Genomic DNA, 23,278 nt, shown 5'->3' on the forward strand with positions numbered 1-23,278 from the left:
ATCTCGGACCGGCACATGCAAAGGAGCCCGCATGAAGCTGTCGTGTTCTTATACGCTTGTCTGCCTGGGGCTGGCGCTCTCGCTGGCGGGGTGTGGCGAGCAAGCCGCAGTCGAGCCGCTGCGGCCAAGAGTGGCGGTGCAGACGGTGCAACCCGGGGATTTTGCCGCGGCGGTGACGCTGACCGGTGATGTCCAGGCGCGGGTCCACAGCGACCTGTCGTTCCGCGTGGGGGGCAAGATCATTTCCCGCAGCGTCGATGTCGGCGATCACGTCAAGGCCAATCAGGTGCTGGCGCGTCTCGACCCCAAAGACCTGCAGACCAATGTCGATTCGGCGAGCGCCGAGGTGCTTGCCGCCAAGGCGCGGGTGACACAAAGCTCTGCCGCCTTCGTGCGCCAGCAGAAACTGCTGCCCAAGGGCTACACCAGCCAGAGTGAATACGATTCCGCCGAGGCCGCACTGCGCAGCAGCCGCAGCGCGCTGAAGGCCGCCGAGGCGCAACTGGCCAATGCCCGGGAGCAACTGAGCTACACCGCGCTGGTGGCGGATGCTGCCGGGGTCATTACCGAGCGCCAGGCCGAAGTCGGCCAGGTGGTCCAGGCCACGGTGCCGATCTTCAGCCTGGCGCGCGATGGCGGGCGCGATGCGGTGTTCAATGTCTACGAGTCGTTGTTGCTGGGGCCGGGCAGCGAGCAGTCGATCGTCGTCAGCCTGCTGGATAACCCGAAAATCCAGGCCAGGGGGCATGTGCGTGAGATCACCCCGACCGTGTCGGCCCAGAGCGGCACGGTGCAGGTGAAGATCGCCCTCGACGAGGTGCCGGCGGGCATGGAACTGGGTTCGGCGGTGAGCGCCACCGGCAATCCGCGCGGCAAGCCGGGTGTTGAGCTGCCGTGGTCGGCGCTGACCAAGGATGTCCACGATCCGGCCGTGTGGCTGGTAGACCCGGCGCACAAGGCGCAGCTGCAAAAGGTCACGGTGGGCCGCTACCTCACCGGCAAGGTGGTGATTACCGAAGGCCTGGAAAGCGGCCAGCAGGTGGTGGTGCTGGGCGGTCAGTTGCTGCATCCGGGCATGCTGGTGGAAATCGCCGATAACGCCGGGGTGACACCATGAAACCGTTGTTGCTGATGCTTGGCTGCCTGTCGCTGGTGGCCTGTGGCGAGAAGGAAAAGCCGCCGGAGCCGATCCGCCCGGTGCTGTCGATGAAGGTGCAGACCCTCGATCAGCTCGATCTCGGCCGCTTCGCCGGGACCATCCAGGCCCGCTACGAAAGCACCCTGGGCTTCCGCGTCGGCGGGCGCATTGCCCGGCGCGCGGTGGACGTGGGCAGCACGGTCAAGCCCGGCGATGTGCTGGCGAGTCTTGATCCCACCGACCAGCAGAATCAGGTGCGCGCCGCCGAAGGCGATCTGGCGCGGGTCGAGGCGCAGTGGATCAACGCCCAGGCCAATGCCCGTCGCCAGCAGCAGCTGTATGACCGTGGTGTCGGTGCCCAGGCGCAGCTCGACGTCGCCCAGACCGACCTGAAAACCACCGGCGCCACCCTTGCGCAAGCCAAGGCTGCGCTGCAACAGGCTCGCGACCAGCTCGGCTACAGCGAGCTGCGCACCGACCACGCCGCAGTCGTTACCGAATGGAAGGCCGAGGCCGGGCAGACGGTCGCCGCCGGCCAGGCGGTGGTGACCCTGGCCCGACCGGACGTGAAAGAAGCGGTGATCGACCTGCCGACCCATCTGGCCGATGCATTGTCCACGGGCGTCGAATTCCGCGTCATGGCACAACTGGACAACAGCGTGCAGACCACCGCGACCCTGCGGGAGATCGAGCCCCAGGCCGATGCCAGCACCCGAACCCGGCGTGCCCGGCTGACCCTCAAGGACACCCCCGACGGCTTCCGCCTCGGCAGTTCCATCAGCGTCACCCTCAGTTCGGCGGTGACGCCGCGCAGTGAACTGCCGCCCAGTGCGGTGCAGGAGGTGGACGGGCAGGCGCGGGTGTGGATAGTCGATACCCAGCAGAAAGTGGTCAACCCTCGCGAAGTGAAGGTGCTGGAGCGGCGGCCCGGCGTGGTCCTGCTGGCCTCCGGCGTGCAGCCGGGCGAGCGGGTGGTAACTGCCGGCGTGAACAGCCTCAAGCCGGGGCAGAAGGTCATGGTCGATGAGGACGAGTCCCGATGAAAGGAAGCTTCAACCTCTCCGAATGGGCACTGCGGCACCAGTCCTTCGTCTGGTACCTGATGTTCGTCGCGTTGTTGATGGGGGTGTTCTCCTACCTCAACCTGGGGCGCGAGGAAGACCCGTCGTTCACCATCAAGACCATGGTCATCCAGACCCGCTGGCCGGGTGCGACACAGGACGAAACCCTGCTGCAGGTCACCGATCGCATCGAGAAGAAACTCGAAGAGCTGGACTCGCTGGACTACGTGAAGAGCTACACCCGTCCCGGCGAATCGACCGTCTACGTCAACCTGCGCGACACCACCAAGGCCGCTGATATTCCGCAGATCTGGTACCAGGTGCGCAAGAAGATCCAGGACATCCGCGGCGAGTTTCCCCAGGGCATCCAGGGCCCCGGCTTCAACGACGAGTTCGGCGATGTGTTCGGCTCGATCTACGCCTTCACCGCCGACGGCCTGAGCCTGCGGGAGCTGCGCGACTATGTGGAGCAGGTGCGCGCGGAGATCCGCGAGGTGCCGAACCTGGGCAAGGTGGAAATGATCGGCACCCAGGACGAGGTGCTCTACCTGAACTTCTCGGTACGCAAGCTGGCCGCCCTGGGCATCGATCAGCGCCAGGTGGTGCAGGCCCTGCAGGCGCAGAACGCGGTGACCCCGGCCGGCGTGATCGAGGCCGGCCCCGAGCGGATTTCGGTGCGCACCAGCGGGCAGTTCGCTTCGGAGAAGGACCTGGCCGAGGTCAACCTGCGGCTGGACGACCGTTTCTATCGGCTGGCGGACATCGCCGATATCCAGCGCGGCTATGCCGATCCGCCCACCGTGCAGTTCCGCTACAACGGCCAGACCGCTATTGGCCTTGCTATCGGCATGAAGGCCGGCGGCAACATGCAGGTATTCGGGCAACTGTTGCGCGAGAAAATGGACAGCATCATCGGCGAGCTGCCGCTGGGGGTCGGGGTGTACACCGTTTCCGACCAGGCGGTGGTGGTGAAAGAGGCGGTGGGCGGCTTCACCAGCGCGCTGTTCGAGGCGGTGGTGATCGTGTTGCTGGTGAGCTTCGTCAGCCTTGGCCTGCGCGCCGGGCTGGTGGTGGCCTGCTCGATTCCGCTGGTGCTGGCGATGGTCTTCGTGTTCATGGAATACAGCGGCATCACCATGCAGCGGATTTCCCTCGGTGCGCTGATCATCGCGCTGGGCCTGCTGGTGGATGACGCGATGATCACCGTCGAGGTGATGGTCACGCGCCTGGAAATGGGTGAGACCAAGGAGCAGGCGGCGACCTTCGCCTACACCTCCACGGCCTTCCCGATGCTCACCGGTACGCTGGTGACCGTTGCCGGCTTCGTGCCCATCGGCCTCAACGCGAGCTCGGCGGGGGAGTACACCTTCACCCTGTTCGCGGTGATCGCGGTGGCGCTGATCGTGTCATGGATCGTCGCCGTGCTGTTCGCACCGGTGCTGGGCGTGCACTTGCTCAGCACCAACCTGAAGAAGCATGACGAAGAGCCCGGACGCATTGGCAAGGCGTTCAGCGGCGGGCTGCTGTGGTGCATGCGCCATCGCTGGCTGACCATCCTCGGTACGGTGCTGATCTTCGCGCTGTCGATCTTCAGCTTCCGCTTCGTGCAGAACCAGTTCTTCCCCAACTCCGACCGGCCCGAGCTGCTGGTGGACATCAACCTGCCGCAGAACGCCTCCATCGAGGAAACCCGCAAGGTGGTGGACCGCCTCGAAGCCACGTTCAAGGACGACCCCGACATCGTCCACTGGAGCACCTACATCGGCCAGGGTGCGGTGCGCTTCTACCTGCCGCTGGACCAGCAACTGCAGAATCCGTACTACGCCCAGCTGGTGGTGGTGAGCAAAGGCATCGAGTCCCGCGAGGCGCTCAAGGCGCGGCTGCAGAAGCGCCTGCGGGACGACTTCGTCGGTATCGGCAGCAACGTCCAGGGCCTGGAAATGGGCCCGCCGGTGGGGCGACCGATCCAGTATCGGGTCAGCGGCAAAGACATCGACCTTGTGCGCAAGCACGCCATCGAACTGGCGACGCTGCTCGACAGCAACCCGCATATCGGCGACATGATCTACGACTGGAACGAGCCGGGCAAAGTGCTGCGCATCGACATCGCCCAGGACAAGGCGCGGCAGCTTGGGCTGTCGTCGGAGGATGTGGCCAACATCATGAACAGCATCGTCAGTGGCGCGACGGTGACCGAGGTGCACGACAACATCTACCTGATCGACGTCATCGCCCGTGCCGAAGACAGCGAGCGTGGGTCGCCGCAGACCCTGCAGGACCTGCAGATCGTCACCCCCAACGGCACTTCCATCCCGCTGCTGGCCTTCGCCACCGTGCGTTACGAGCTGGAGCAACCGCTGGTGTGGCGTCGTGATCGCAAGCCGACCATCACCATCAAGGCCTCGGTGCGTGACGAGATCCAGCCTACCGACCTGGTGAAGCAGCTCAAACCGAAGATCGACGAGTTCGCCAGCAAGCTGCCCACGGGCTACGAAGTGGCTACGGGCGGCACGGTGGAAGAGAGCGGTAAGGCCCAGGGGCCGATTGCCAGCGTGATTCCGCTGATGCTGTTCCTCATGGCGACCTTCCTGATGATCCAGTTGCACAGCGTGCAGAAGCTGTTCCTGGTGGCGAGCGTGGCGCCGCTGGGGTTGATCGGCGTGGTCATCGCCCTGGTGCCGACGGGCACGCCGATGGGCTTCGTGGCAATCCTCGGGATATTGGCGCTGATCGGCATCATCATCCGCAACTCGGTCATTCTGGTGACCCAGATCGACGAGTACGAGGCCCAGGGCTATGCGCCCTGGGATGCCGTGCTCGAAGCCACCAACCACCGGCGTCGGCCGATCTTGCTGACAGCGGCGGCGGCAAGTCTGGGGATGATTCCGATTGCGCGGGAAGTGTTCTGGGGGCCGATGGCCTACGCGATGATTGGCGGCATCATCGTTGCGACCTTGCTGACGCTGCTGTTTCTGCCGGCGTTGTATGTGGCCTGGTACAAGATCCGGGAGCCGGAAAAAGCCTGACACTTTGCAGCTCTTTGGCCTGTAGGAGATTCGTCCGCGAGCGGCGGCGTAGCCGTCGTAAAGCCTGAGTCCCGGATCTGCCAGATGTATCGCGGGCTCAGGTTTCATGGCCGCTTCGCGCCCAATCGCGGATAAATCCGCTTGTATGGTAAGACTTGAAGGGAGGAGGAGGGACGCAATCCGCTTCTGACTGTTCGCAGCAGTACAGACCGTGGGAGAAATCACCCCTCCTCCTTTCAAACACCCCAAGCGCCGATAAGGAATGCCTCGTTTGCAAACGACGATAGATGCAAGCCTGCGCCAGGGTGTGCCCTTCAAGTCGTGTCACGCTACAGAGAGCAGTTACCTATGGCAATGCCCGCAATGCCCTTCGAAGCCGGTGTGGATGTCGCCAAAGACGAATTGGTGATTCAAAGTAGTCCAGACACCAAGCCTTTCGCCATCCCCAACACTCCGAAATCGATCAAGACCTGGCTCAAGACAGTGCCCAAAGGGTCAGCCCTGGCCATCGAGGCAACCAGTTCCTATCACATGGAACTTGCCGAGCAGGCTCATAGTGCGGGCTTGAGCGTTTATGTGGTCGATGGTCTTAGGCTGAGTCGGTACCGTGACAGCCTCGGTGTGCGAGCAAAGACTGACGCAAATGACGCCACCTTACTCGCCCGCTTTCTGAACAGGGAACGTGCGTCACTGAAGGTATGGGTGCCAGCACCGCCCGGTCACCGCGAGCTCCAGATGCTGCTGCGACGCCGCGCCAAGATCGTGGAAATGCGCGGCATGATGCGAATGAGCTTGTCGGGAGAAAAGTTGTTTGAGGAAGAACTCGAGATCCTGGAAAAGACGTTCAAACGGCTTGAGCGATTGTTCGAAATGTGTTTGCGCGAGGCCATCAAAGAAGCTGGACTCAAGGATCAATTACGTTGTCTTTGCCAATTGCCAGGCGTTGGTTTTCTCACCGCGGCTGGTTTGGTGATGTCGTTCATGCGTGGTGAGTTCGCCAACAGCGATGCGTTTGTCGCGTACTTGGGAATGGACGTGATAACGGCTCAGTCAGGCAAGTGGGTTGGCCGAGGAAGGTTGAGCAAGCGCGGGGACTCGGAGGTTCGTAGGCTACTGCATAACGCGGCGATGAGCGGCAGTCGAACCCAGGCCTGGAAGCAGTTCTACGCGCACCATCTGGAGCGAGGCAAGAAGACCACTCAGGCGCTGGTAATCCTCTCACGGAAGCTGGCACGACTGGCATATGCCTTGATGAAGAGCCAAACGGACTGGAAACCGCAAGTCTATACCGGAGGTGCAAAACCAGCCGGCTGACTGGAGCTGCTGCGCAGCTCACAGCGATTAAACCTCTGAAACAGCCTTACACCTGGGAGCTTCCTCACAGGTGCGATAGCTCACGTCTGTAGAGAATGGGGAGGGCAGAAAAGGCCATCGGCAAAAAAATTGCGTCCGGCCATAGAATCTCCCACTGGGCGCTCAGGCTTCATGGTCGCCGCTCGCCCAATCCTGGATGAGTTGCCAGTAGGAGCGGATTTATCCGCGATCGGCGGCGCAGCCGTCGTAAAGCCTGAGTCCCGGATCTGCCAGACACATCCTGCACCATCCTCAGCCCGCGAAACTCCGCGTGCCTGACTACCTTGAACGCTCATCCATTCAAGGAAGACCTCATGCCCTATCCAGCCGCCGAGCGTTTGCGTACTGGCCGTTTCTCCGAGCGCGGGCGGCTGTATCTGCTCACATGTGTAACGGATGGACGCAAAGCCGTGTTTCAGAATTTGCGGCCGGCTCGTCTCGTGGTTGAGCAATTCCGTCTGGCACAGGCGGAGGGCACAGCCAACTCACTGGCCTGGGTAGTAATGCCTGATCATGTTCACTGGTTGGCAGAGCTGCAGGACGCAACCCTGGCTGATCTGATGCGCCGTTTCAAAGCGCGCAGCGCACTGGGTATCAATCGGCTGCTCGAAACCCGCGGCCGCCTGTGGCAGCCGGGGTTCCATGACCGGGCCTTGCGGCAAGAGGAAGACGTCTGTGCCGTGGCCCGCTACATCATTGCCAATCCGCTACGAGCCGGGCTGGTGAGGAGAGTGAGGGACTATCCGCACTGGGACGCTGTCTGGCTTTGAAGCAAAGCTTTTTCAGCGCTTGTTCAACCGCTTCGCCAACCGGTCCCCGCTCACCTGGATCAACGCCACCAGCACTACCAGCATGACGATCACAGTCAGCATGATCTGGGTGTCGAAACGCTGGTAACCATACCGATAGGCAATGTCCCCCAATCCGCCCGCGCCAATGGCGCCGGCCATGGCCGAGGAGTTGATCATGGTCACCAGGGTGATGGTGAAACCACCGACGATCCCCGGCAGCGCCTCGGGCAACAGCACATGCCAGACGATGTGCCAGCGCCGGCAACCCATGGCCTGCGCCGCTTCGATCAGGCCATGATCGACTTCCCGCAGGCTGACTTCGGCAATCCGCGCAAAGAACGGCGTGGCGGCAATGGTCAACGGCACTACCGCCGCCCACACGCCATAGGTGGTGCCGACGATCAGCCGGGTGAAGGGGATCAGCGCGACCATCAGGATCAGGAACGGAATCGAGCGGAACAGGTTGACGAAGGCGCCCAGCACCCGGTTCACAGTGGGCGCTTCGAAGATCCCGCCCTTGCCGCTGGTGACCAGAATCACCGCCAGCGGAATCCCCGCCAGCAAGGCGATCAACGACGACACGCCAACCATCAGCAGGGTGTCGATCACGCCCTGCAACAAACGATCAAACCACATAGCCAAGTACCTCCACCTGGGCGGCCCATGCCCGGGCCTGTTCGAGGATGCGGGCATGGCTGTGCGGCGAGTCCGCTACCGAGATCACCAGTTGGCCCAGGGCGCGGTCCTGGATGGGCTCGATGCCGCCCTGCAGCAGGCTGACCCGCCCGCCAAGGGCGCTGAACAGTGCCGACAGGTCCGGTGCTTCGCGGTCTTCGCCGCTGACCCGCAAGCGCAATACCAGCGCCGCCCGCGTATCCGGCGCGGTGGGCAGCAGGCGTGCCAGCAACGACGGCGGCAAGGCCGGTTGCAGCGGCGCCAGCAGGGTCTTGCTGACCTCGTGCTGCGGATTGCCGAACACCTGCCACACCTCGCCCTGCTCGACCACGCGACCGCGCTCCAGCACCACCACGCGGTGGCAGATATCGCGGATCACCGCCATTTCGTGGGTGATGAGGACGATGGTCAGGCCAAGCCGGCGGTTGATGTCGCGCAGCAGGCCGAGGATGGATTCGGTGGTCTCCGGGTCCAGCGCCGAGGTGGCCTCGTCGCAGAGCAGGATGGCCGGGTCGTGCACCAGCGCCCGGGCAATGCCGACGCGCTGTTTCTGCCCGCCGGACAACTGCGCCGGATAGACGTGATGCTTCTCCTGCAGCCCCACCAGCTCCAGCAGTTCGGTGACCTTGCGCTGGCGCTCGGCCTTGGGCACGCCGGCCACTTTCAGCGGCAGTTCGACGTTCTGCCACACGGTCTTGGCCGACATCAGGTTGAAGTGCTGGAAGATCATGCCGATGCGCCGGCGCAGGTCCACCAGCTTGTCTTCGTCGTAGTCGGCGATGTCCACCTGGTCGATCAGCACACGACCGCCGCTGGGTTGTTCGAGGCGGTTGATGGTGCGGATCAGCGACGACTTGCCGGCGCCGCTGCGGCCGATGATGCCGAAGATCTCGCCGTGCTGGATGTTCAGGTCGATGTCGGCCAGGGCCGGGGCGCTTTGCCCCGTGTAGGTCTTGTGCAGGCCGACGAAGCGCACATGGGCGCTGTTCAGCTCGGGATGCAGTGCGCGGTGCGGGGCCTGCCGGCGTTCCGGCAGGCCTGTCGCCTCCAGCGCCACGCGGGCGTTGGCGGCACTCATCTCAGCTCTCCCAACCCGGCTGGTAGAGCTTGCCGTGGGCCTTGTCGAGGGCGGCACGGACCACCGGCGAATGCTGGTAGATGTCGATGAATTTCGCCAGCCGCGGGTCGTCCTTGTTCTGCGGCTTGATGACGAACTGGATCACGTATTCCTTGTGGTCGATACCGTCGAACAGCAGGGCGGAGCCGGCATCGAAGGTGTTGGCCAGGCGGATGTAGTGCGGGTAGCCCTGGACCAGGTCGGCGTCTTCATAGGCGCGCACCAGTTGCACGGCTTCGACCTGGAGGATCTTGATCTTCTTCGGGTTGCCGACGATGTCGTCCTCGGTGGCCTTGTAGCCGACGCCCGGCTTGAGGGTGATCAGGCCGGCCTTGGCCAGCAGTTGCAAGCCACGCCCGCCGTTGATCGGGTCGTTGGCGATGGCCACGGTGGCGCCTTGCGGCAGTTCGGCGAAGCTTTTGTACTTCTTCGAATACAGGCCGACGTTGTTGATGATGCCCGGCGCGTACGGCACCAGGTCAAAGCCGGCGGCGGCCTTGGCGTTTTCCAGGAACGGGATGTGCTGGAAGTAGTTCACGTCGATATCGCCGGCGGCGAGGCTAACGTTGGGCGCGATCCAGTCGCTGAACTCGATCAGCTCGACGTTCAGGCCCTGCTTCTTCGCCTCGCCCACCGCCGCTTCCAGCGGGATGGCGAAGGCGGCGGTGGTGCCAACCTTGAGCGGTGCTTCGGCGGCGTGGCTGGCGCCGATCAGGCCGAGGCTCAGGGCGAGTGCCGCGACGGGGCGGCCGAGTAGGGTCTTAAGCATGCTGGAGCGCTCCGTTCGTATGGGCGGTGTTGGTGTTGTTCTGGCGGTAGCCGGCGCCGGGATGGTCGGCGGGCAGGTGGGCATCGCCCTGCGGGAACAGCTTCTGGCGCAGGGGACCGTTGTCGTAGGCGGTCTTGTACGAGCCGCGGCGTTGCAGCTCGGGGATGACCAGGTCGATGAAGTCTTCGTAGCTTTCCGGGGTCACGGTGCGGGCCAGGTTGAAGCCGTCCAGGCCGGTCTCGGCGATCCAGCTTTCCAGCTCGTCGGCGACCTGTCCTGGCGCACCGATCAGGGTGATGTAGCGCCCGCCGAGGGCGTGCTGGTCGAGCAGGCGACGGCGGGTCCAGTCGTTGTTCTGCAGGTGCTTGGTGGCCGACTGGATCGCGTTGCTCTTCACGTACTGGATCGGCTCGTCCAGCTCATAGGCGGAAAAGTCGATGCCGGTGGAGCTGGAGAAATGCGCGACGCCGGCTTCGGCGCTGGCATGGCGCAGGTACTCGGCGTGTTTGGCGCGGGCCTGCTCTTCGGTCGGCGCGACAATCACGGTGATGCCCATGAACACCTTGATCGCCTCGGGGGCACGCCCGGCGGCAACGGCGGCGGCACGCACCTTGTCGACCTGGGCGCGGGTCGCGGCCTTGGTCTGGCCGCTGATGAACACGCACTCGGCATGCTGGCCGGCGAAGGTGAGGCCGCGCTCCGACGCGCCGGCCTGGAACAGCACCGGGGTGCGTTGCGGCGACGGCTCGCTGAGGTGGTAGCCCTCGACCTTGTAGAACTCGCCGTGGTGGCGAACCTTGTGCACCTTGTCTGGCCGGGCGTAGACGCGCTGCTCGCGGTCGTTGACCACGGCGTCGTCTTCCCAGCTGCCTTCGAGCAGCTTGTAGAGCACTTCCAGGTACTCGTCGGCCTGGTCATAGCGACGGTCGTGCTCGGGCTGTGCGTCCAGGCCCATGGCCTTGGCGGCGCTGTCCAGATAGCCGGTAACGATGTTCCAGCCAACCCGGCCACGGCTCAGGTGGTCGAGGGTGGAAAGACGGCGGGCGAACAGGTACGGCGGCTCGTAGGTGAGGTTGGCGGTGAGGCCGAAGCCAAGGTTGCGGGTCACGGCGGCCATGGCCGAGACCAGCAGCAGCGGATCATTGACCGGCAACTGGATCGACTCTTTCAGCGGCACCTCCACCGACTGCTGGTAGACGTCGTAGACGCCGACGATATCGGCCAGGAACAGGCCGTCGAACAGGCCGCGTTCCAGCAGTTTCGCAAGGTCGGTCCAGTAGTCGAGGGTCTTGTACTGGCTGGAGGTGTCCCGTGGATGGGTCCACAGGCCGTGGTTGATATGCCCGACGCAGTTCATGTTGAAGGCGTTGAGCAGGATCTTCTTCTTCGCCATCAGATCGTCCCCCGCAGCGGAGGATTACGGTCGTTCAGGTAGTAGTTGCCGATGGCGTGGTACTTCCAGCGCACCGGGTCGTGCAGGGTGTGGGTGCGGGCGTTGCGCCAGTGGCGGTCGAGGCCGTGCTCGGCCAGCGTGGCCTGGCTGCCGGCCAGTTCGAACAGGGTGCTGCCGGCGGCCAGCGAGATTTCGGTGCTGATGGCACGGGCTTCGGCCACGGCGATGGAGGCGGCGGCCACGGTTTCGGCGTTGGTCTCGGCCTGGGCGCGGTCGAGGTATTCGCCGGCGCGCTCCAGCAGGGCTTCGGTGGCGTGCAGGCGCACCGACAGATGGCCGAAGGTCTTGAGGCTCAGCGGGTCTTCGGTGGCCTTGTCGCTGGTGGCGTCGATCCACGGCCGGGTGCGGGTGCGCACGAAGTGCAGGGCATCTTCATAGGCGGCGCGGGCGATGCCGGTGTCGATGGCGGCATGGAGGATCTGCGCCAGCGGGCCGACCGGGGTCGGGCGCTCGAAGGCGCTCTGGAACGGCACCACGTCGGTGGCCTCGACCCGGACGTTGTCGAACACCACCGAGCCGCTGCCGGTGGTGCGCTGGCCGAAGCCGCTCCAGTCGTCGATCACGCTGAGGCCGGCGCTGTCGGCCGGGACGAAGGCCAGTTGCTGTACGCCGTGTTCATCCACCACCGAGGTGGGAATGCGCTGGGCGTAGATCGCCCCGGTGGCGTAGAACTTGCGGCCGTTGATGCGGTAGCCGGCGCCGTCACGGGTCAGCGCCGTGGTGCGGTCGTTGGCGGTCTTGGTGCCCAGTTCGGCCAGGGCGTTGCCGAAGCGTTTGCCGGCCAGCACTTCGGCGTACAGGCGTTGTTGTTGCTCGGGTGTACCGTTCACCCGCAGCACTTCGAGGGCGTAGAAATGGTTCTGCGGAATCTGCCCCAGCGACGAATCGGCCTGGGCGATGCGGGCGATGACCCTGGCCAGGGTGACGTTGGATACGCCAGCGCCGCCGAAGGCTTTCGGCACGCTGATGCCCCACAGGCCGGAACGGGTGAACAGGTCGAGTTCCGGGTGTGGCAGGCGGCGTTCGCGGTCGCGCAGGGCGCTGTCCTGTTGCAGTTGGCCGGCGATGCGCTCGGCGATCTCCAGGGCCTGGGCGTCGTCGGCGATGACCGCCACGTTGTCACGGGTGTGCGAATGAAGGCTCATGAGGGGCTCCAGTGGTCTGGTCAAATCCAGGAGTGCCGGGCGGGCAGGGTTCCGTTGAGGTGGAAGGCGCCGATGGCGTGGTACTTCCAGCGCACCGGGTCATGCAGGGTGTGCACCCGGGCATTGCGCCAGTGCCGGTCGAGGTTGAACTCGGCGAGGGTGGCGCGGCTGCCGGACAGCTCCAGCAGCTTCTCGCTGGCCAGCAGGGAGATTTCGGTGGTCAGCACCTTGGCCTCGGCCACGGCGATGGAGGCGCGGGCGGCGGAGGCAGCATCGACGGGCGCGGCGCTCACCTCGTCCAGCACCCGAGCGGCCTTGGCCAGCAGGGCCTGGGCGGCGTGCAGTTCGAGTTTCAGGCGACCGATGTCGGCGATCACGTAGGGATCATCGCCGGCGCGCTCGACGCCGGCATCGACCCACGGCCGGGCCTTGTCGCGGACGAAGGCGATGGCGTCTTCTATCGCCGCCTCGGCGATGCCGGCGTCGATGGCGGCCTGGATCAGTTGCGAGACCGAACCCTGGATATTCGGCACATCGCCCAGGCGCCAGCTTTCCACGACCAGTTCGGCCTCTACCGGCACGTCGTTGAGCAGCACGGTGCCGCTGGCGGTGGTGCGCTGGCCGAAGCCGGACCAGTCATCGACGATGCGCAGCCCAGGGCTGCCACGGCGGACGAACGCCAGCACCGGGCGGCCTTCGTCGTTGATGGCCTTGACCGCCACCCAGTGGGCGAACAGCGCGCCGGTGGAATAGAACTTCTGGCCGGTGATGACATAGCCATCGCCCTGGCGCGTGATGCGGGCTTTCAATTCGAGGGTGTTTTTGGTGCCGCGCTCGGGGCCGGCGTTGCCGATCCGCCAGCCGTCGATCACCGAGCCGAACAGCACTTCTTTCTGCCGGTCGTTGGCGGCGCCGCGCAGCAGTTGCAGCAGGCCGAACTGGTTTTGCGGGATCTGTCCCAGCGCAGGGTCCGCCGCACTGATGATGCGGAACACCTCGCCGATGGTGGCGAAGGAAACCTGCGGGCCGCCGAATTCACGGGGAATGCTGATGCTGCCCAGGCCGCTGCGGGTGAACTGCTCGACTTCGGCCCAGGGCAGCTTGCGCTGCTGGTCGCGCTTGCCGGCCTGGGGGCGGGCGATAGCGGCCAGTTCATGGGCGGCCTGCAGGGCCTCGGCGTCGCTGCGCAGGACTTTGGCCGGAAGCAACAGCGGGGCTTGATCCAGGTCGCTCTGGAGGGTGGTGGTGGCAAGACTGGACATACCTGACCTCATCTGTGGATAACGTCGCGTGCGCGCGGCGACAGCGATTGCGTGGGGTCCGGTGGTCCGGTTCATATACCGTAATCGTTTATAAAAATTTATTGAACTAACGATTGGGAATATGGATAGAAAACGGGGTGTTGCTGTTGCAACAGGGGATCAACACTTTGTTGATGGGGGCGTTGTGGTGGTCTTGAGGGGCTCATCGCTGGCTTGTCGGCGCGCCGAACCGCAGCGATGAGGCCGCTCACGCCGAGCCGAGAATCTTGCCGAGAAACTGCCGCGTGCGCTCGTGCTGCGGATTGGCGAACAGTGCTTTTGCTTCGCCTTGCTCGACGATCGCGCCCTTGTCGAAAAAGATCACCCGGTTGGCCACGTCGCGGGCGAAGTTCATTTCGTGGGTAACGATGATCATGGTGCGCTTTTCCTGCGCCAGGCCACGGATGGTCGCCAGCACTTCACCCACCAGCTCGGGGTCGAGGGCCGAGGTGGGTTCGTCGAACAGGATCACTTCAGGCTCCATTGCCAACGCCCGGGCAATGGCCACGCGCTGTTGCTGGCCGCCGGAGAGGCGGCGCGGGTAGGCATCCTCCTTGCCCGCCAGGCCGACCTTGGCGAGCAAGGCGCGGCCCAGGGCTTCGGCCTTGTCTTTGGGCGTCTTCTTCACCACCACCGGGCCTTCGATGACGTTTTCCAGCGCGGTGCGGTGGGGGAACAGGTTGAAGTTCTGGAACACGAAACCGACCTGCTGGCGCAGCCGGCGGATCAGACCGGCCTGCTGGCTGATAGGGTTGCTGGCGTCGATCTTGATATCGCCGACCTGGATCACGCCGCTGTCCGGGGTTTCCAGCAGGTTGAGGCAGCGCAGGAAGGTGGTCTTGCCCGAGCCGCTGGGACCGATGATGGCGATGACTTCGCCGGGCTCGACGCTGAGGTCGATGTCCTTGAGCACGGACTGGCCGTTGTACTGCTTGTTCAGCCGTTGTACCCGGATCATCGTCGTGGCTCCTCGTCATGCCGGTTGACCCGCGTTTCCATGCGCTGCTGGAAGTGCGCGAGCACGCTGCAGAGAATCCAGTAGATGACCGCCACCGCGAGGTACATGGTGAACACTTCGAAGGTGCGTGCGGTGATCAGTTGCGCCTGGCGGAACAGTTCCGGCACCTGGATGGTGGCGGCCAGGGCGGTGTCCTTGACCAGCGAAATGAAGCTGTTGCCCAGCGGCGGCAGGGCGGTGCGCAATGCCTGCGGGAGGATCGCCCGGCGCATCGCCTGGGTGCGGCTCATGCCGATGCTGGCTGCCGCTTCCCACTGGCCGCGGTCGATCGACGAGATCGCACCGCGCAGGATTTCGCAGATGTACGCGGCCATGTTCAGCGACAGGCCGATCAGCGAAGCCGGGATCGGATCGAGTTCGATACCGATCTGCGGCAGGCCGAAATAGATCACGAACAACTGCACCAGCAGCGGCGTGCCGCGGAAGAACGACACGTAGACCCGCGCCGGCCAGTCCAGCAGACGGTTCTTCGACAGGCGCATCAATGCCAGGGCAAAGCCCAGCACCAGGCCGAAGAACATGCCGCCGACGCTGAGCAGCACGGTGTAGCCAGCGCCCTTGAGCAGGAAGGGCGTGGAGTCGGCAACCAGTTGCAGGCTTTCAGCGATCATTGGGTGACATCGGCACCGAAGTATTTGTTCGACAGCCTGGCCAGCGTCCCGTCAGCCCGCAGTTTGTCCAGTGCCTGGTTGATGGCGTCGAGCAGCTCCGGCTCGCCCTTGCGCAGGGCGATGCCCGACTCCAGGCGCGAGAAGGCGGCGCCGGCCAGCTCGGTGTCCTTGGCTTTCTGGGCGTATTCGAGGGCGGCCAGGCGGTCGATCAGGATCGCGTCGATGCGGCCGTTGCGCAGGTCGGCGAACTTGCTCGGGTCATCCTCGTAGGTGCGCACGTCGGCCTTGGGGACATCTTGCTTGACCCACTGCTCGTAGTTGGTGCCCAGGCCCACGCCAACCTTCTTGCCGGCGAGGTCGGCGGCAGCATTGATGTTCAGCTCGGCCGCCTTTTTCTTCAGGATCAGCGCCTGGATGCCGGAAACGGTGTAGGGCTTGGAAAAGTCGTATTTCTTCTTGCGCTCGTCGGAGATGGTCACCTGGTTGATGACCACGTCCAGGCGCTTGGACTCCAGAGCGGCGAGGATGCCGTCCCACTTGGTCGGCTGCACCTTGGCCTTGACCCCCAGCTCCTTGGCCAGGGCTTCGGACAATTCCACCTCGAAGCCGGTGAGCTTGCCGTTCTCGTCGACGAAGCTGAACGGCGGGTAGGTGCCTTCCAGGCCGACGTTGATCACGCCCTTGTCCTTGATGGTCTGCAACTGCTCGCCGGCAATGGCCTGGCTGAGGACGCTGGCGCCCAGCAGGATGCCGGCGCCGATGCCCAGAATGCGTTTGGTGAAAACGGAAATCGTCATGCCCTGTCCCCAGTCTTGTTGTGAAAGTGGTGGTGACTATAGGGCGCGCTTCATAGGCTCAAAAAATAATAAAAAAGCATTTTCCTATATCGTTTGAGCCTATAAACCTACGCCTCTCTCAGCGTTTACAGACATCAGGGTAGGCGAATAATGCCGGCGCCCCGCCGGTGTGCAGAAAAATCAGCGGACCGTCGTCGAAACGCTGCCGGGCGATGCCGTCCAGCAGGCCTGCGGCGGCCTTCCCGGTGTAGACCGGGTCGAGCAGGATGCCTTCGTGGCTGGCGAACAGACGGATGGCCGCCAGGCCGCCGGCATTGGCTTCGCCGTAGCGTGGCGCGTAGTACTCGTCCCACAGCTGTACCTTGAAGGCATCCGGCAGGCGCACCTGCAACAACTCGGCGGTACGTTCGGCCAGGGCCTGGACCTTGGGTTGCTGGGCCTCTTCGCTGCGCGAGACGGTAACGCCGATCACCGGCAGGTGCGGTAGCCGCTCGGCCAGGGCCAAGGCCAGGCCGGCGTGGGTGCCAGCGCTGCCGGAGGCCAGCACTACGCCGGCGAAGGTCTCGCCGCTCTGTTCGATCTGCTCGGCCAGCTCAAGGCCGGCGCGCACGTAGCCGAGGGCGCCGAGGGCGTTGGAGCCGCCGATGGGCACGAGGTAGGGCTTGCGGCCGCTGGCGTGCAGGCGGACGGCGAGGGCCTGGAGCAGGTCGTCGGCGTTGTCGAGGTTATCCACAAGCTCGACCTTGGCGTCGAACAGTTCCAACAGCAGGCGGTTGCCGTTTTCCAGATAGGCGGTGGCGTCGGTACCGATGGGGTTTTCCAGCAGGGCCACGCAGCCCAGGCCTAGGCGGGCGGCGAGGGCGGCGGTCTGGCGTACATGGTTGGACTGGATCGCGCCGGCAGTGATCAGCGTGTCGGCGCCCTTGGCCAAGGCATCGGCGGCGAGGTATTCCAGCTTGCGCAACTTGTTGCCGCCGAGGGCCAGCGGGGTAAGGTCGTCGCGCTTGCACCAGATCTCGCGTCCGGCCCAGTCGGAGAGGCGCTGGAGCTTTTCCAGCGGGGTGGGGGCGGCGAGCAGTTCCTGGCGATTGAAGCGGGCTAGCTGTCGTTCGATCATGGCGGAAGTCGGCTGTAGGAAAATTCGAGCATAGGCAGGCATTTCAGTGGGAGCAACCGGCCCGCCTGCTTATGCCTTGCATATAGCCAACCGGCATAAAGCGTTATTTTTTCCACCCCCGGCCTTTGCCGTAGAGTGGTACCTCAGGAGAGCGGCCTTCCCTTTCAGTCCCATGCCGCCGAGCAGGAGAAACAACCGTGAGCGACAACGCGCAATCCGGGTATTGGCAACTTCAGTCCATCGTCGGCCAGCTTCGTTCGGCCCGTGATGAGTGGCGCACCCGCAACGGCCGCAGCAGCGGCGAGCAGGGCGGGCGCGAACTGCCGTCGCGCGAGGCGGTGCGACAGATCCTCGAACAGTTGTGTGGTGCGCTGTTCCCCATGCGCCTGGGGCCGGTGGACCTGCGCGAGGAAAGCGAAGACTTCTACGTCGGCCACACCCTCGACGCGGCGCTGACCTCGTTGCTGGCCCAGGCGCGCCTTGAGCTGCGTTACGCCGCACGGCACGGTCAGGTCGATGACGCCAATGTCGACGCCACCGCCCTGCGCCTGATCCAGGAGTTCGCCGCCGCCTTGCCGGCCATGCGCGTGCTGCTCGACACCGACGTTCTCGCCGCCTTCCACGGCGACCCCGCGGCGCGTAGCGTCGACGAAGTGCTGCTGTGCTATCCGGGCGTGCTGGCGATCATCCACCACCGCCTGGCGCACCACCTGTACCGCGCCGGGCTGCCGTTGCTGGCCCGGATTAGCTCGGAGCTGGCGCACTCGGCGACCGGCATCGATATCCATCCGGGCGCGCAGATCGGCCCGAGCTTCTTCATCGACCACGGGACCGGTGTGGTGATCGGCGAGACCGCGATCATCGGCGAGCGGGTGCGCATCTACCAGGCCGTGACCCTGGGCGCCAAGCGCTTCCCAGAGGATGAGTGCGGCAAGCTGCAGAAGGGCCATCCGCGTCACCCGATCGTCGAGGACGACGTGGTGATCTACGCCGGCGCCACCATCCTGGGGCGCATCACCATCGGCAAGGGCTCGACCATCGGCGGTAACGTCTGGCTGACCCGCAGCGTGCCGGAAGGCAGCAACCTGACCCAGGCCAATCTGTTGCAGCATGCAGACGGGGCGCAGAAGTAAGGCGACGTTTTGGGGCCGCGCTGCGGTCCCAAAAAACCAACGCTAACGGTCGGCTATCGGTCGCTTCAAATTCGTATCCATGTTTAACTTGAACGCTTGTTCAAATTAAACGCTGGTGAACTGCCGGTGTTCATCAGGAGGATTTGCCTTTGCTGAACCCGTTCAACCCAACCACTTTCCTGCCTTGCGAGGTGCACCGTCCATGAGTGCACCGTCTACGAACTCCCGCGACAATATCCGCATGAACCCGCCGGTGTTCTACTTCGCCGCCGGCTTCATCCTGCTCTTCGCCCTGACCGTGATCGCCAACCCGCAAGCTGCCGGGCAATGGCTGCTGGCCGCGCAGAACTGGGCCGCGCACACCGTCGGCTGGTACTACATGCTGGCCATGACTCTTTACCTGGTGTTCGTGGTGGTCACCGCGCTGTCGGGCTACGGCAAGATCAAGCTCGGCGCCGACCACGACCAGCCCGAGTTCAGTTACCTGTCCTGGGCCGGGATGCTGTTTGCCGCCGGCATCAGCATCACCCTGTTCTTCTTTTGCGTCTCCGAACCCCTGACCCACCTGATGCAGCCGCCCCAGGGTGAAGCCGGCACGGTGGAGGCGGGGCGTCAGGCGATGCAGGTGCTGTTCCTGCACTGGGGCCTGCACGGCTGGGGCGTGTTCGCCTTCGTCGGCATGGCCCTGGCGTATTTCGCCTACCGCCACAACCTGCCGCTGGCGCTGCGCTCGGCGCTGTACCCGCTGATCGGCAAGCGCATCAACGGCCCTATCGGTTATGCGGTGGACGGCTTCGGCATCATCGCCACGGTGTTCGGCCTGGGTGCCGACATGGGCTTTGGTGTGTTGCACCTGAACTCCGGGCTCGACTATCTGTTCGGCGTCGCCCACACCCAGTGGGTGCAGGTGGCGCTGATCGCCCTGATGATGGGCGCCGCGGTGCTGGTGGCGGTGGCCGGGGTGGAGAAAGGCGTGCGGGTGATGTCCGATATCAACCTGTTCCTGGCCTGCGCGCTGCTACTGTTCGTGCTGTTCGCCGGGCCTACCCAGCACCTGTTCAACACCCTGATCCAGAACCTCGGTGACTACCTCGCGGTGCTGCCGCGCAAGAGCTTCGACGTGTACGCCTACGACGGCGCCAACGACTGGCTGGGCAACTGGACGGTGTTCTACTGGGCCTGGTGGATCGCCTGGGCGCCGTTCGTGGGGCTGTTCATCGCACGGATTTCCCGTGGCCGGACCATCCGCGAATTCGTCTTCGGCGTGCTGCTGATTCCGCTGGGTTTCACCCTGGCGTGGATGTCGATCTTCGGCAACAGCGCACTGACCCAGGTGCTCGACCACGGCATGACCGCACTGGCGGATTCGGCGGTGCAGAACCCGTCGATGACCCTCTACCTGCTGCTGGAAACCTACCCCTGGAGCAAGGCGGTGATCGCCATCACCGTGTTCATCAGCTTCGTGTTCTTCGTCACCTCCGCCGACTCCGGCACCGTGGTGCTCTCGACCCTGTCGGCCAAGGGCGGCGGCACCGACGAAGATGGGCCGAACTGGCTGCGGGTGTTCTGGGGCGTGATGACCGCGCTGGTTACCAGCGGGCTGTTGTTCGCGGGCAGCATCGACTCGCTCAAGTCCGCCGTGGTGCTGACCTCGCTGCCGTTCTCGCTGATCCTGCTGGCGATGATGTGGGGCCTGCACAAGGCGTTCTACCTCGAGTCCCAGCGCCAGATCGCGCAGATGCACTCGCTGGCGCCGCTTTCCAGTTCGGGGCGTGGTCGCGGTGGCTGGCGCAAGCGCCTGAGCCAGGCGGTGCACTTCCCGTCGCGTGACGAGGTGTACCGCTTCATGGACGACGTGGTGCGCCCGGCCATTGCCGAAGTGACCGAGGTGTATGCGGAGAAGGGCCTGAACGTCATCACCCAGGAAGACCCGAGCCACGACAACGTCAGCCTGAAGATCGGCCATGGCGAAGAGCAGCCGTTCATCTACCAGGTGCAGATGCGCGGCTACTTCACCCCGTCCTTCGCCCTCGCCGGGCTCGGCACCCAGGAGCAGAAGAACCGCCGCTACTACCGTGCCGAAGTGCACCTGAGCGAAGGCAGCCAGGATTACGACCTGATGGGCTACAGCAAGGAGCAGATCATCAACGACATCCTCGACCAGTACGAGCGGCATTTGCAGTACCTGCATCTGGTGCGCTGATCCCTGAAGCCCTGCTGCCTGGATGGAGTGGGCGCTTGCTCGCGAAGGGCTGCGTAGCCGTCCCGAAGCCTGCAATCGCGGTGAGCCAGACACGCCGCGATTGCAGATTCTGCGGCTGCGTTGCAGCCATTCGCGAGCAAGCTCGCTCCCACAGGTTGGGCCTTGGCGCTTTCCCGTCTTCCTTCTGAAAAAACGCAGCGTCTTTCGGAAACGTCTCACAGACGCTGCCGCTTCACCTCTCTAGGCTGCGAACTCCAACCTACAAGGGAGTTCGAGCATGGCCAGTCACAGTTACCTCACCATCACCGGCAAGAAAATGGGCCTGATCTCGGCCGGATGTTCCACCCAGGACTCGATCGGCAACAAGTGCCAGGTCGGGCATGCCGACCAGATTCTCGTGCTGTCGCTGAATCATGCAATGACCAGTATCAGCAACGTCTCCAGCGCTGTTCACAACCCCCTCATTATCTACAAGCACTTGGACAAGTCGTCCCCCTTGCTGGCGCAGGCCATGGCTGACCGCGAAGAACTGTCTTGTGAGATCGATCTCTACCGCACCGCCAATGGGGGGCAGCAGAAGTACTACACCCTGAGGCTTATAGGTGCACGCATCGTCGGCCTAAGCCTGGACATACCCGACGTACTGCTGTTCAACGACGCTCCGCCGACCGAACAGGTAATGCTGCGCTATGAGCAGATCACCTGGACTCACCATGTCGCTAGTACCGATGGCTATGCCTTCTGGGGGATGGACGAATGAAAAAATGGTCCCCGTCTTCGCCAGAGTGGTTTCCGGAAGAGTCCTGGGAATTGCATCAAAGTGCTGCGAACCTGACGCAGTATGCGTGCATTGTTAGTTCGCGGCATATCAGGGATGTGGCAGTGCGGGCGCGGTTTAACCGGGCGATGGTTTATTCCGTGCGGCAGGTGCTGGAGGATGTCAGGAATGGGCGTTTAACGGTAGATGAAGGTTTGCGCACGATTGAGACCGATCATAAGCATCTGCAAAAGAGTTCGCATGATATTGGTAAACAAGTAGCCGGGCTTATTTCTGGCGGCGTGGTCTTTGCTACTGGTGTAGGTATTTGCTATGCATCAGTCGGCTTGGCATGCGGCGCTGCCGGTTTGCCGATGATCGCTCATGGCGGTAACAATGTGTATGAAAATGGAGGCAATCTATGGACTGGTCGATCAGATGTAGTTGGTCCAGTTAGGGGGCTCTATCAGAAAGCTTCAGTTGCCGTTGGCGGGACTGAAAGCCAAGGAAGTATGGCGTATTGGCTAGCTGATATGGGGTTGGCTGGCTATGGGCTTTTGCGTCCTGTTTTGAAACATGGCTCGTGGAAGCTTTTTCACAGAATACCAACTGATCATGTTCCGGCGTACAAGCAGATGGGGGGAGTTGCACGAATATTTGAAATGTATATAGCTTGGTTGACCTATAATCAGATTGCGGATGAGGCTGAGAAGTGATTACGGGGTTGTTTATACTTCTCTCGTCGTTGGTTCTCTGTTGCTCTTATTGGGTGCGGCGTAAATTTTCGGGGAAAAATTATAAAGGAGTATATTTTATACTGTGCGTGGTATGCAATTTTCCTCTTGGGGTTTTTCACTTGAAAATCATAACTGATCGCTGCGTTATGTTTCTGGGTTGTTTCCCAAACCTGCATTTTGACTACCCGGTATTGAGTTGGTTTGCCTTTGTCTGTGTTTTCCTCCATTGCTATGCTTTTCCCGTAGCACGTGAGCCTAAGCGATTCTTCCGAAGAAAGCGGGATTTCTGACTTGATCTAATTGATATTCAATGAGGACGTTGTGTGGTTTATCAGAAATTGACTGTTTTGAGCTTTAATCCTGGCAAGTCTAAAAACGTAGCGGGTCTTATAGAGGTGCTGCGGAGCGGCTTGGCAAAAGTCCGGTTCATGGAGATCATGCTTATCGCTCGGTTGATATTTCGTTTTACCTCTATTCTCTTTTCGGAGAAGTTCCAAAAGCTGGGTCTTGGAAACTATTTAAAAAAATACCATCAGATCTGGAGCGTGCCTACAAGTCAATGGGTAAGCCTTCCTGGGGCTGGATGTGATTGCAACTGGAGTGACGGCTGATCAAATGTATAAGGATATGCAAGAATGATCACGCTGCTGTTCATCTTTGTTGCGGTGCCTAGTGTTTCGGTAGCACATTATTTACGTGTTAGGTTCTCTGGTCCGGATCTGAAAACTCATCAGGCGATAGGATGCTTTTTCTATAATTGCGTTTTTTGCTTTTATTATCTAGAGCTTGCTAAGTACGGGTGTATTACTTTTTACGGGTGTTTTACGGATCTCGAGGAAAAATATCCGATCATAGCTTGGGGGTCTTTTTTATGCTTTATTTTACACGGCTTGGCTCATCCCATGGAATGGACTCCTCGGATAAGATTTCGGAGGAAGTTTAAGTGAGCTTGGTAGGTTGGTTCTAGTGTCCGGTTGAAGTGGCAAGTTTCCAGTTTTGCACGCCGGTCCTCAGTCCGAGGATAGGCGAGATCTTAGATGACGTTGCTTGGTTGTTGTTCGTGTGAGGGATAAAAA

At 62.8% G+C, this 23,278-nt stretch carries 20 protein-coding genes; 10 read left to right on the forward strand and 10 right to left on the reverse strand.

Annotated features, from left to right (window positions below; translation table 11 throughout):
- The first annotated feature begins 31 nt into the window (after positions 1 to 31).
- From AC05QJ_RS02280 to AC05QJ_RS02300, 5 genes are all read left to right on the forward strand, one after another.
- On the forward strand, positions 32 to 1,117 hold the full coding sequence (locus tag AC05QJ_RS02280; RefSeq protein WP_476745386.1) for an efflux RND transporter periplasmic adaptor subunit: 1,086 nt from the start codon (positions 32 to 34) through the stop codon (positions 1,115 to 1,117).
- Entirely contained in the window at positions 1,114 to 2,181 is a 1,068-nt protein-coding gene (locus AC05QJ_RS02285) for an efflux RND transporter periplasmic adaptor subunit (RefSeq protein ID WP_476745387.1), read from the forward strand. The genes AC05QJ_RS02280 and AC05QJ_RS02285 overlap by 4 nt, the downstream gene beginning before the upstream one ends.
- Entirely contained in the window at positions 2,178 to 5,225 is a 3,048-nt protein-coding gene (locus AC05QJ_RS02290; protein WP_476745388.1) for an efflux RND transporter permease subunit, read from the forward strand. The genes AC05QJ_RS02285 and AC05QJ_RS02290 overlap by 4 nt, the downstream gene beginning before the upstream one ends.
- Before the next feature lie 348 nt (positions 5,226 to 5,573).
- Complete coding sequence (locus AC05QJ_RS02295) at positions 5,574 to 6,539, forward strand: IS110 family RNA-guided transposase (protein WP_476745389.1); 966 nt, start codon at positions 5,574 to 5,576, stop codon at positions 6,537 to 6,539.
- Between the two features lie 353 nt (positions 6,540 to 6,892).
- Complete coding sequence (locus AC05QJ_RS02300; RefSeq protein ID WP_476745390.1) at positions 6,893 to 7,348, forward strand: REP-associated tyrosine transposase; 456 nt, start codon at positions 6,893 to 6,895, stop codon at positions 7,346 to 7,348.
- 12 nt (positions 7,349 to 7,360) lie between these two features.
- Here the strand turns inward: AC05QJ_RS02300 and AC05QJ_RS02305 are convergent, their stop codons facing one another.
- From AC05QJ_RS02305 to AC05QJ_RS02350, 10 genes are all read right to left on the reverse strand, one after another.
- The gene (locus AC05QJ_RS02305; protein WP_476745391.1) at positions 7,361 to 8,005 is read right to left on the reverse strand and encodes a methionine ABC transporter permease; all 645 of its coding nucleotides are present in this window, start codon (positions 8,003 to 8,005) and stop codon (positions 7,361 to 7,363) included.
- A complete protein-coding gene (locus AC05QJ_RS02310) occupies positions 7,995 to 9,122 on the reverse strand; it encodes a methionine ABC transporter ATP-binding protein (protein WP_476745392.1) in 1,128 nt (375 codons plus the stop codon). Before AC05QJ_RS02310 ends, AC05QJ_RS02305 begins: the two co-directional genes overlap by 11 nt.
- Before the next feature lies 1 nt (position 9,123).
- Entirely contained in the window at positions 9,124 to 9,930 is an 807-nt protein-coding gene (locus AC05QJ_RS02315; RefSeq protein WP_476745393.1) for a MetQ/NlpA family ABC transporter substrate-binding protein, read from the reverse strand.
- Positions 9,923 to 11,323 carry an LLM class flavin-dependent oxidoreductase gene (locus tag AC05QJ_RS02320; RefSeq protein WP_476745394.1) on the reverse strand — a complete coding sequence of 467 codons (1,401 nt, stop codon included), beginning with the start codon at positions 11,321 to 11,323 and terminating at the stop codon, positions 9,923 to 9,925. The genes AC05QJ_RS02315 and AC05QJ_RS02320 overlap by 8 nt, the downstream gene beginning before the upstream one ends.
- On the reverse strand, positions 11,323 to 12,528 hold the full coding sequence (locus tag AC05QJ_RS02325; protein ID WP_476745395.1) for an SfnB family sulfur acquisition oxidoreductase: 1,206 nt from the start codon (positions 12,526 to 12,528) through the stop codon (positions 11,323 to 11,325). Before AC05QJ_RS02325 ends, AC05QJ_RS02320 begins: the two co-directional genes overlap by 1 nt.
- A 20-nt stretch (positions 12,529 to 12,548) precedes the next feature.
- Positions 12,549 to 13,790: an SfnB family sulfur acquisition oxidoreductase gene (locus tag AC05QJ_RS02330; protein ID WP_476745396.1), complete on the reverse strand. Its 1,242-nt coding sequence runs from the start codon at positions 13,788 to 13,790 to the stop codon at positions 12,549 to 12,551.
- Positions 13,791 to 14,037: 247 nt separating this feature from the next.
- Positions 14,038 to 14,787 carry an L-cystine ABC transporter ATP-binding protein TcyN gene (gene tcyN, locus AC05QJ_RS02335; RefSeq protein WP_476745397.1) on the reverse strand — a complete coding sequence of 250 codons (750 nt, stop codon included), beginning with the start codon at positions 14,785 to 14,787 and terminating at the stop codon, positions 14,038 to 14,040.
- A complete protein-coding gene (gene tcyL, locus AC05QJ_RS02340; protein ID WP_476745398.1) occupies positions 14,784 to 15,458 on the reverse strand; it encodes a cystine ABC transporter permease in 675 nt (224 codons plus the stop codon). The genes tcyN and tcyL overlap by 4 nt, the downstream gene beginning before the upstream one ends.
- Positions 15,455 to 16,249, reverse strand: a complete 795-nt coding sequence (gene tcyJ / locus AC05QJ_RS02345; protein WP_476747852.1) for a cystine ABC transporter substrate-binding protein — start codon at positions 16,247 to 16,249, stop codon at positions 15,455 to 15,457. The genes tcyL and tcyJ overlap by 4 nt, the downstream gene beginning before the upstream one ends.
- Before the next feature lie 124 nt (positions 16,250 to 16,373).
- Positions 16,374 to 17,372, reverse strand: coding sequence for a D-cysteine desulfhydrase (locus AC05QJ_RS02350; RefSeq protein ID WP_476745399.1), 999 nt, complete (start codon positions 17,370 to 17,372; stop codon positions 16,374 to 16,376).
- A 197-nt stretch (positions 17,373 to 17,569) separates the two neighbouring features.
- Between AC05QJ_RS02350 and epsC the strand changes: the two genes are divergently transcribed.
- From epsC to AC05QJ_RS02375, 5 genes are all read left to right on the forward strand, one after another.
- Positions 17,570 to 18,505, forward strand: a complete 936-nt coding sequence (gene epsC / locus AC05QJ_RS02355; RefSeq protein WP_476745400.1) for a serine O-acetyltransferase EpsC — start codon at positions 17,570 to 17,572, stop codon at positions 18,503 to 18,505.
- Between the two features lie 202 nt (positions 18,506 to 18,707).
- On the forward strand, positions 18,708 to 20,708 hold the full coding sequence (betT, locus tag AC05QJ_RS02360) for a choline transporter BetT (protein WP_476745401.1): 2,001 nt from the start codon (positions 18,708 to 18,710) through the stop codon (positions 20,706 to 20,708).
- A gap of 277 nt (positions 20,709 to 20,985) precedes the next feature.
- Positions 20,986 to 21,468: an Hcp family type VI secretion system effector gene (locus AC05QJ_RS02365; protein ID WP_476745402.1), complete on the forward strand. Its 483-nt coding sequence runs from the start codon at positions 20,986 to 20,988 to the stop codon at positions 21,466 to 21,468.
- Positions 21,465 to 22,181, forward strand: coding sequence for a DUF4225 domain-containing protein (locus AC05QJ_RS02370; protein WP_476745403.1), 717 nt, complete (start codon positions 21,465 to 21,467; stop codon positions 22,179 to 22,181). The genes AC05QJ_RS02365 and AC05QJ_RS02370 overlap by 4 nt, the downstream gene beginning before the upstream one ends.
- A 344-nt stretch (positions 22,182 to 22,525) precedes the next feature.
- Positions 22,526 to 22,813, forward strand: a complete 288-nt coding sequence (locus AC05QJ_RS02375) for a hypothetical protein (RefSeq protein WP_476745404.1) — start codon at positions 22,526 to 22,528, stop codon at positions 22,811 to 22,813.
- The last annotated feature ends 465 nt before the right edge of the window (positions 22,814 to 23,278 follow it).

Source organism: Pseudomonas sp. TUM25319 (assembly GCF_056388475.1).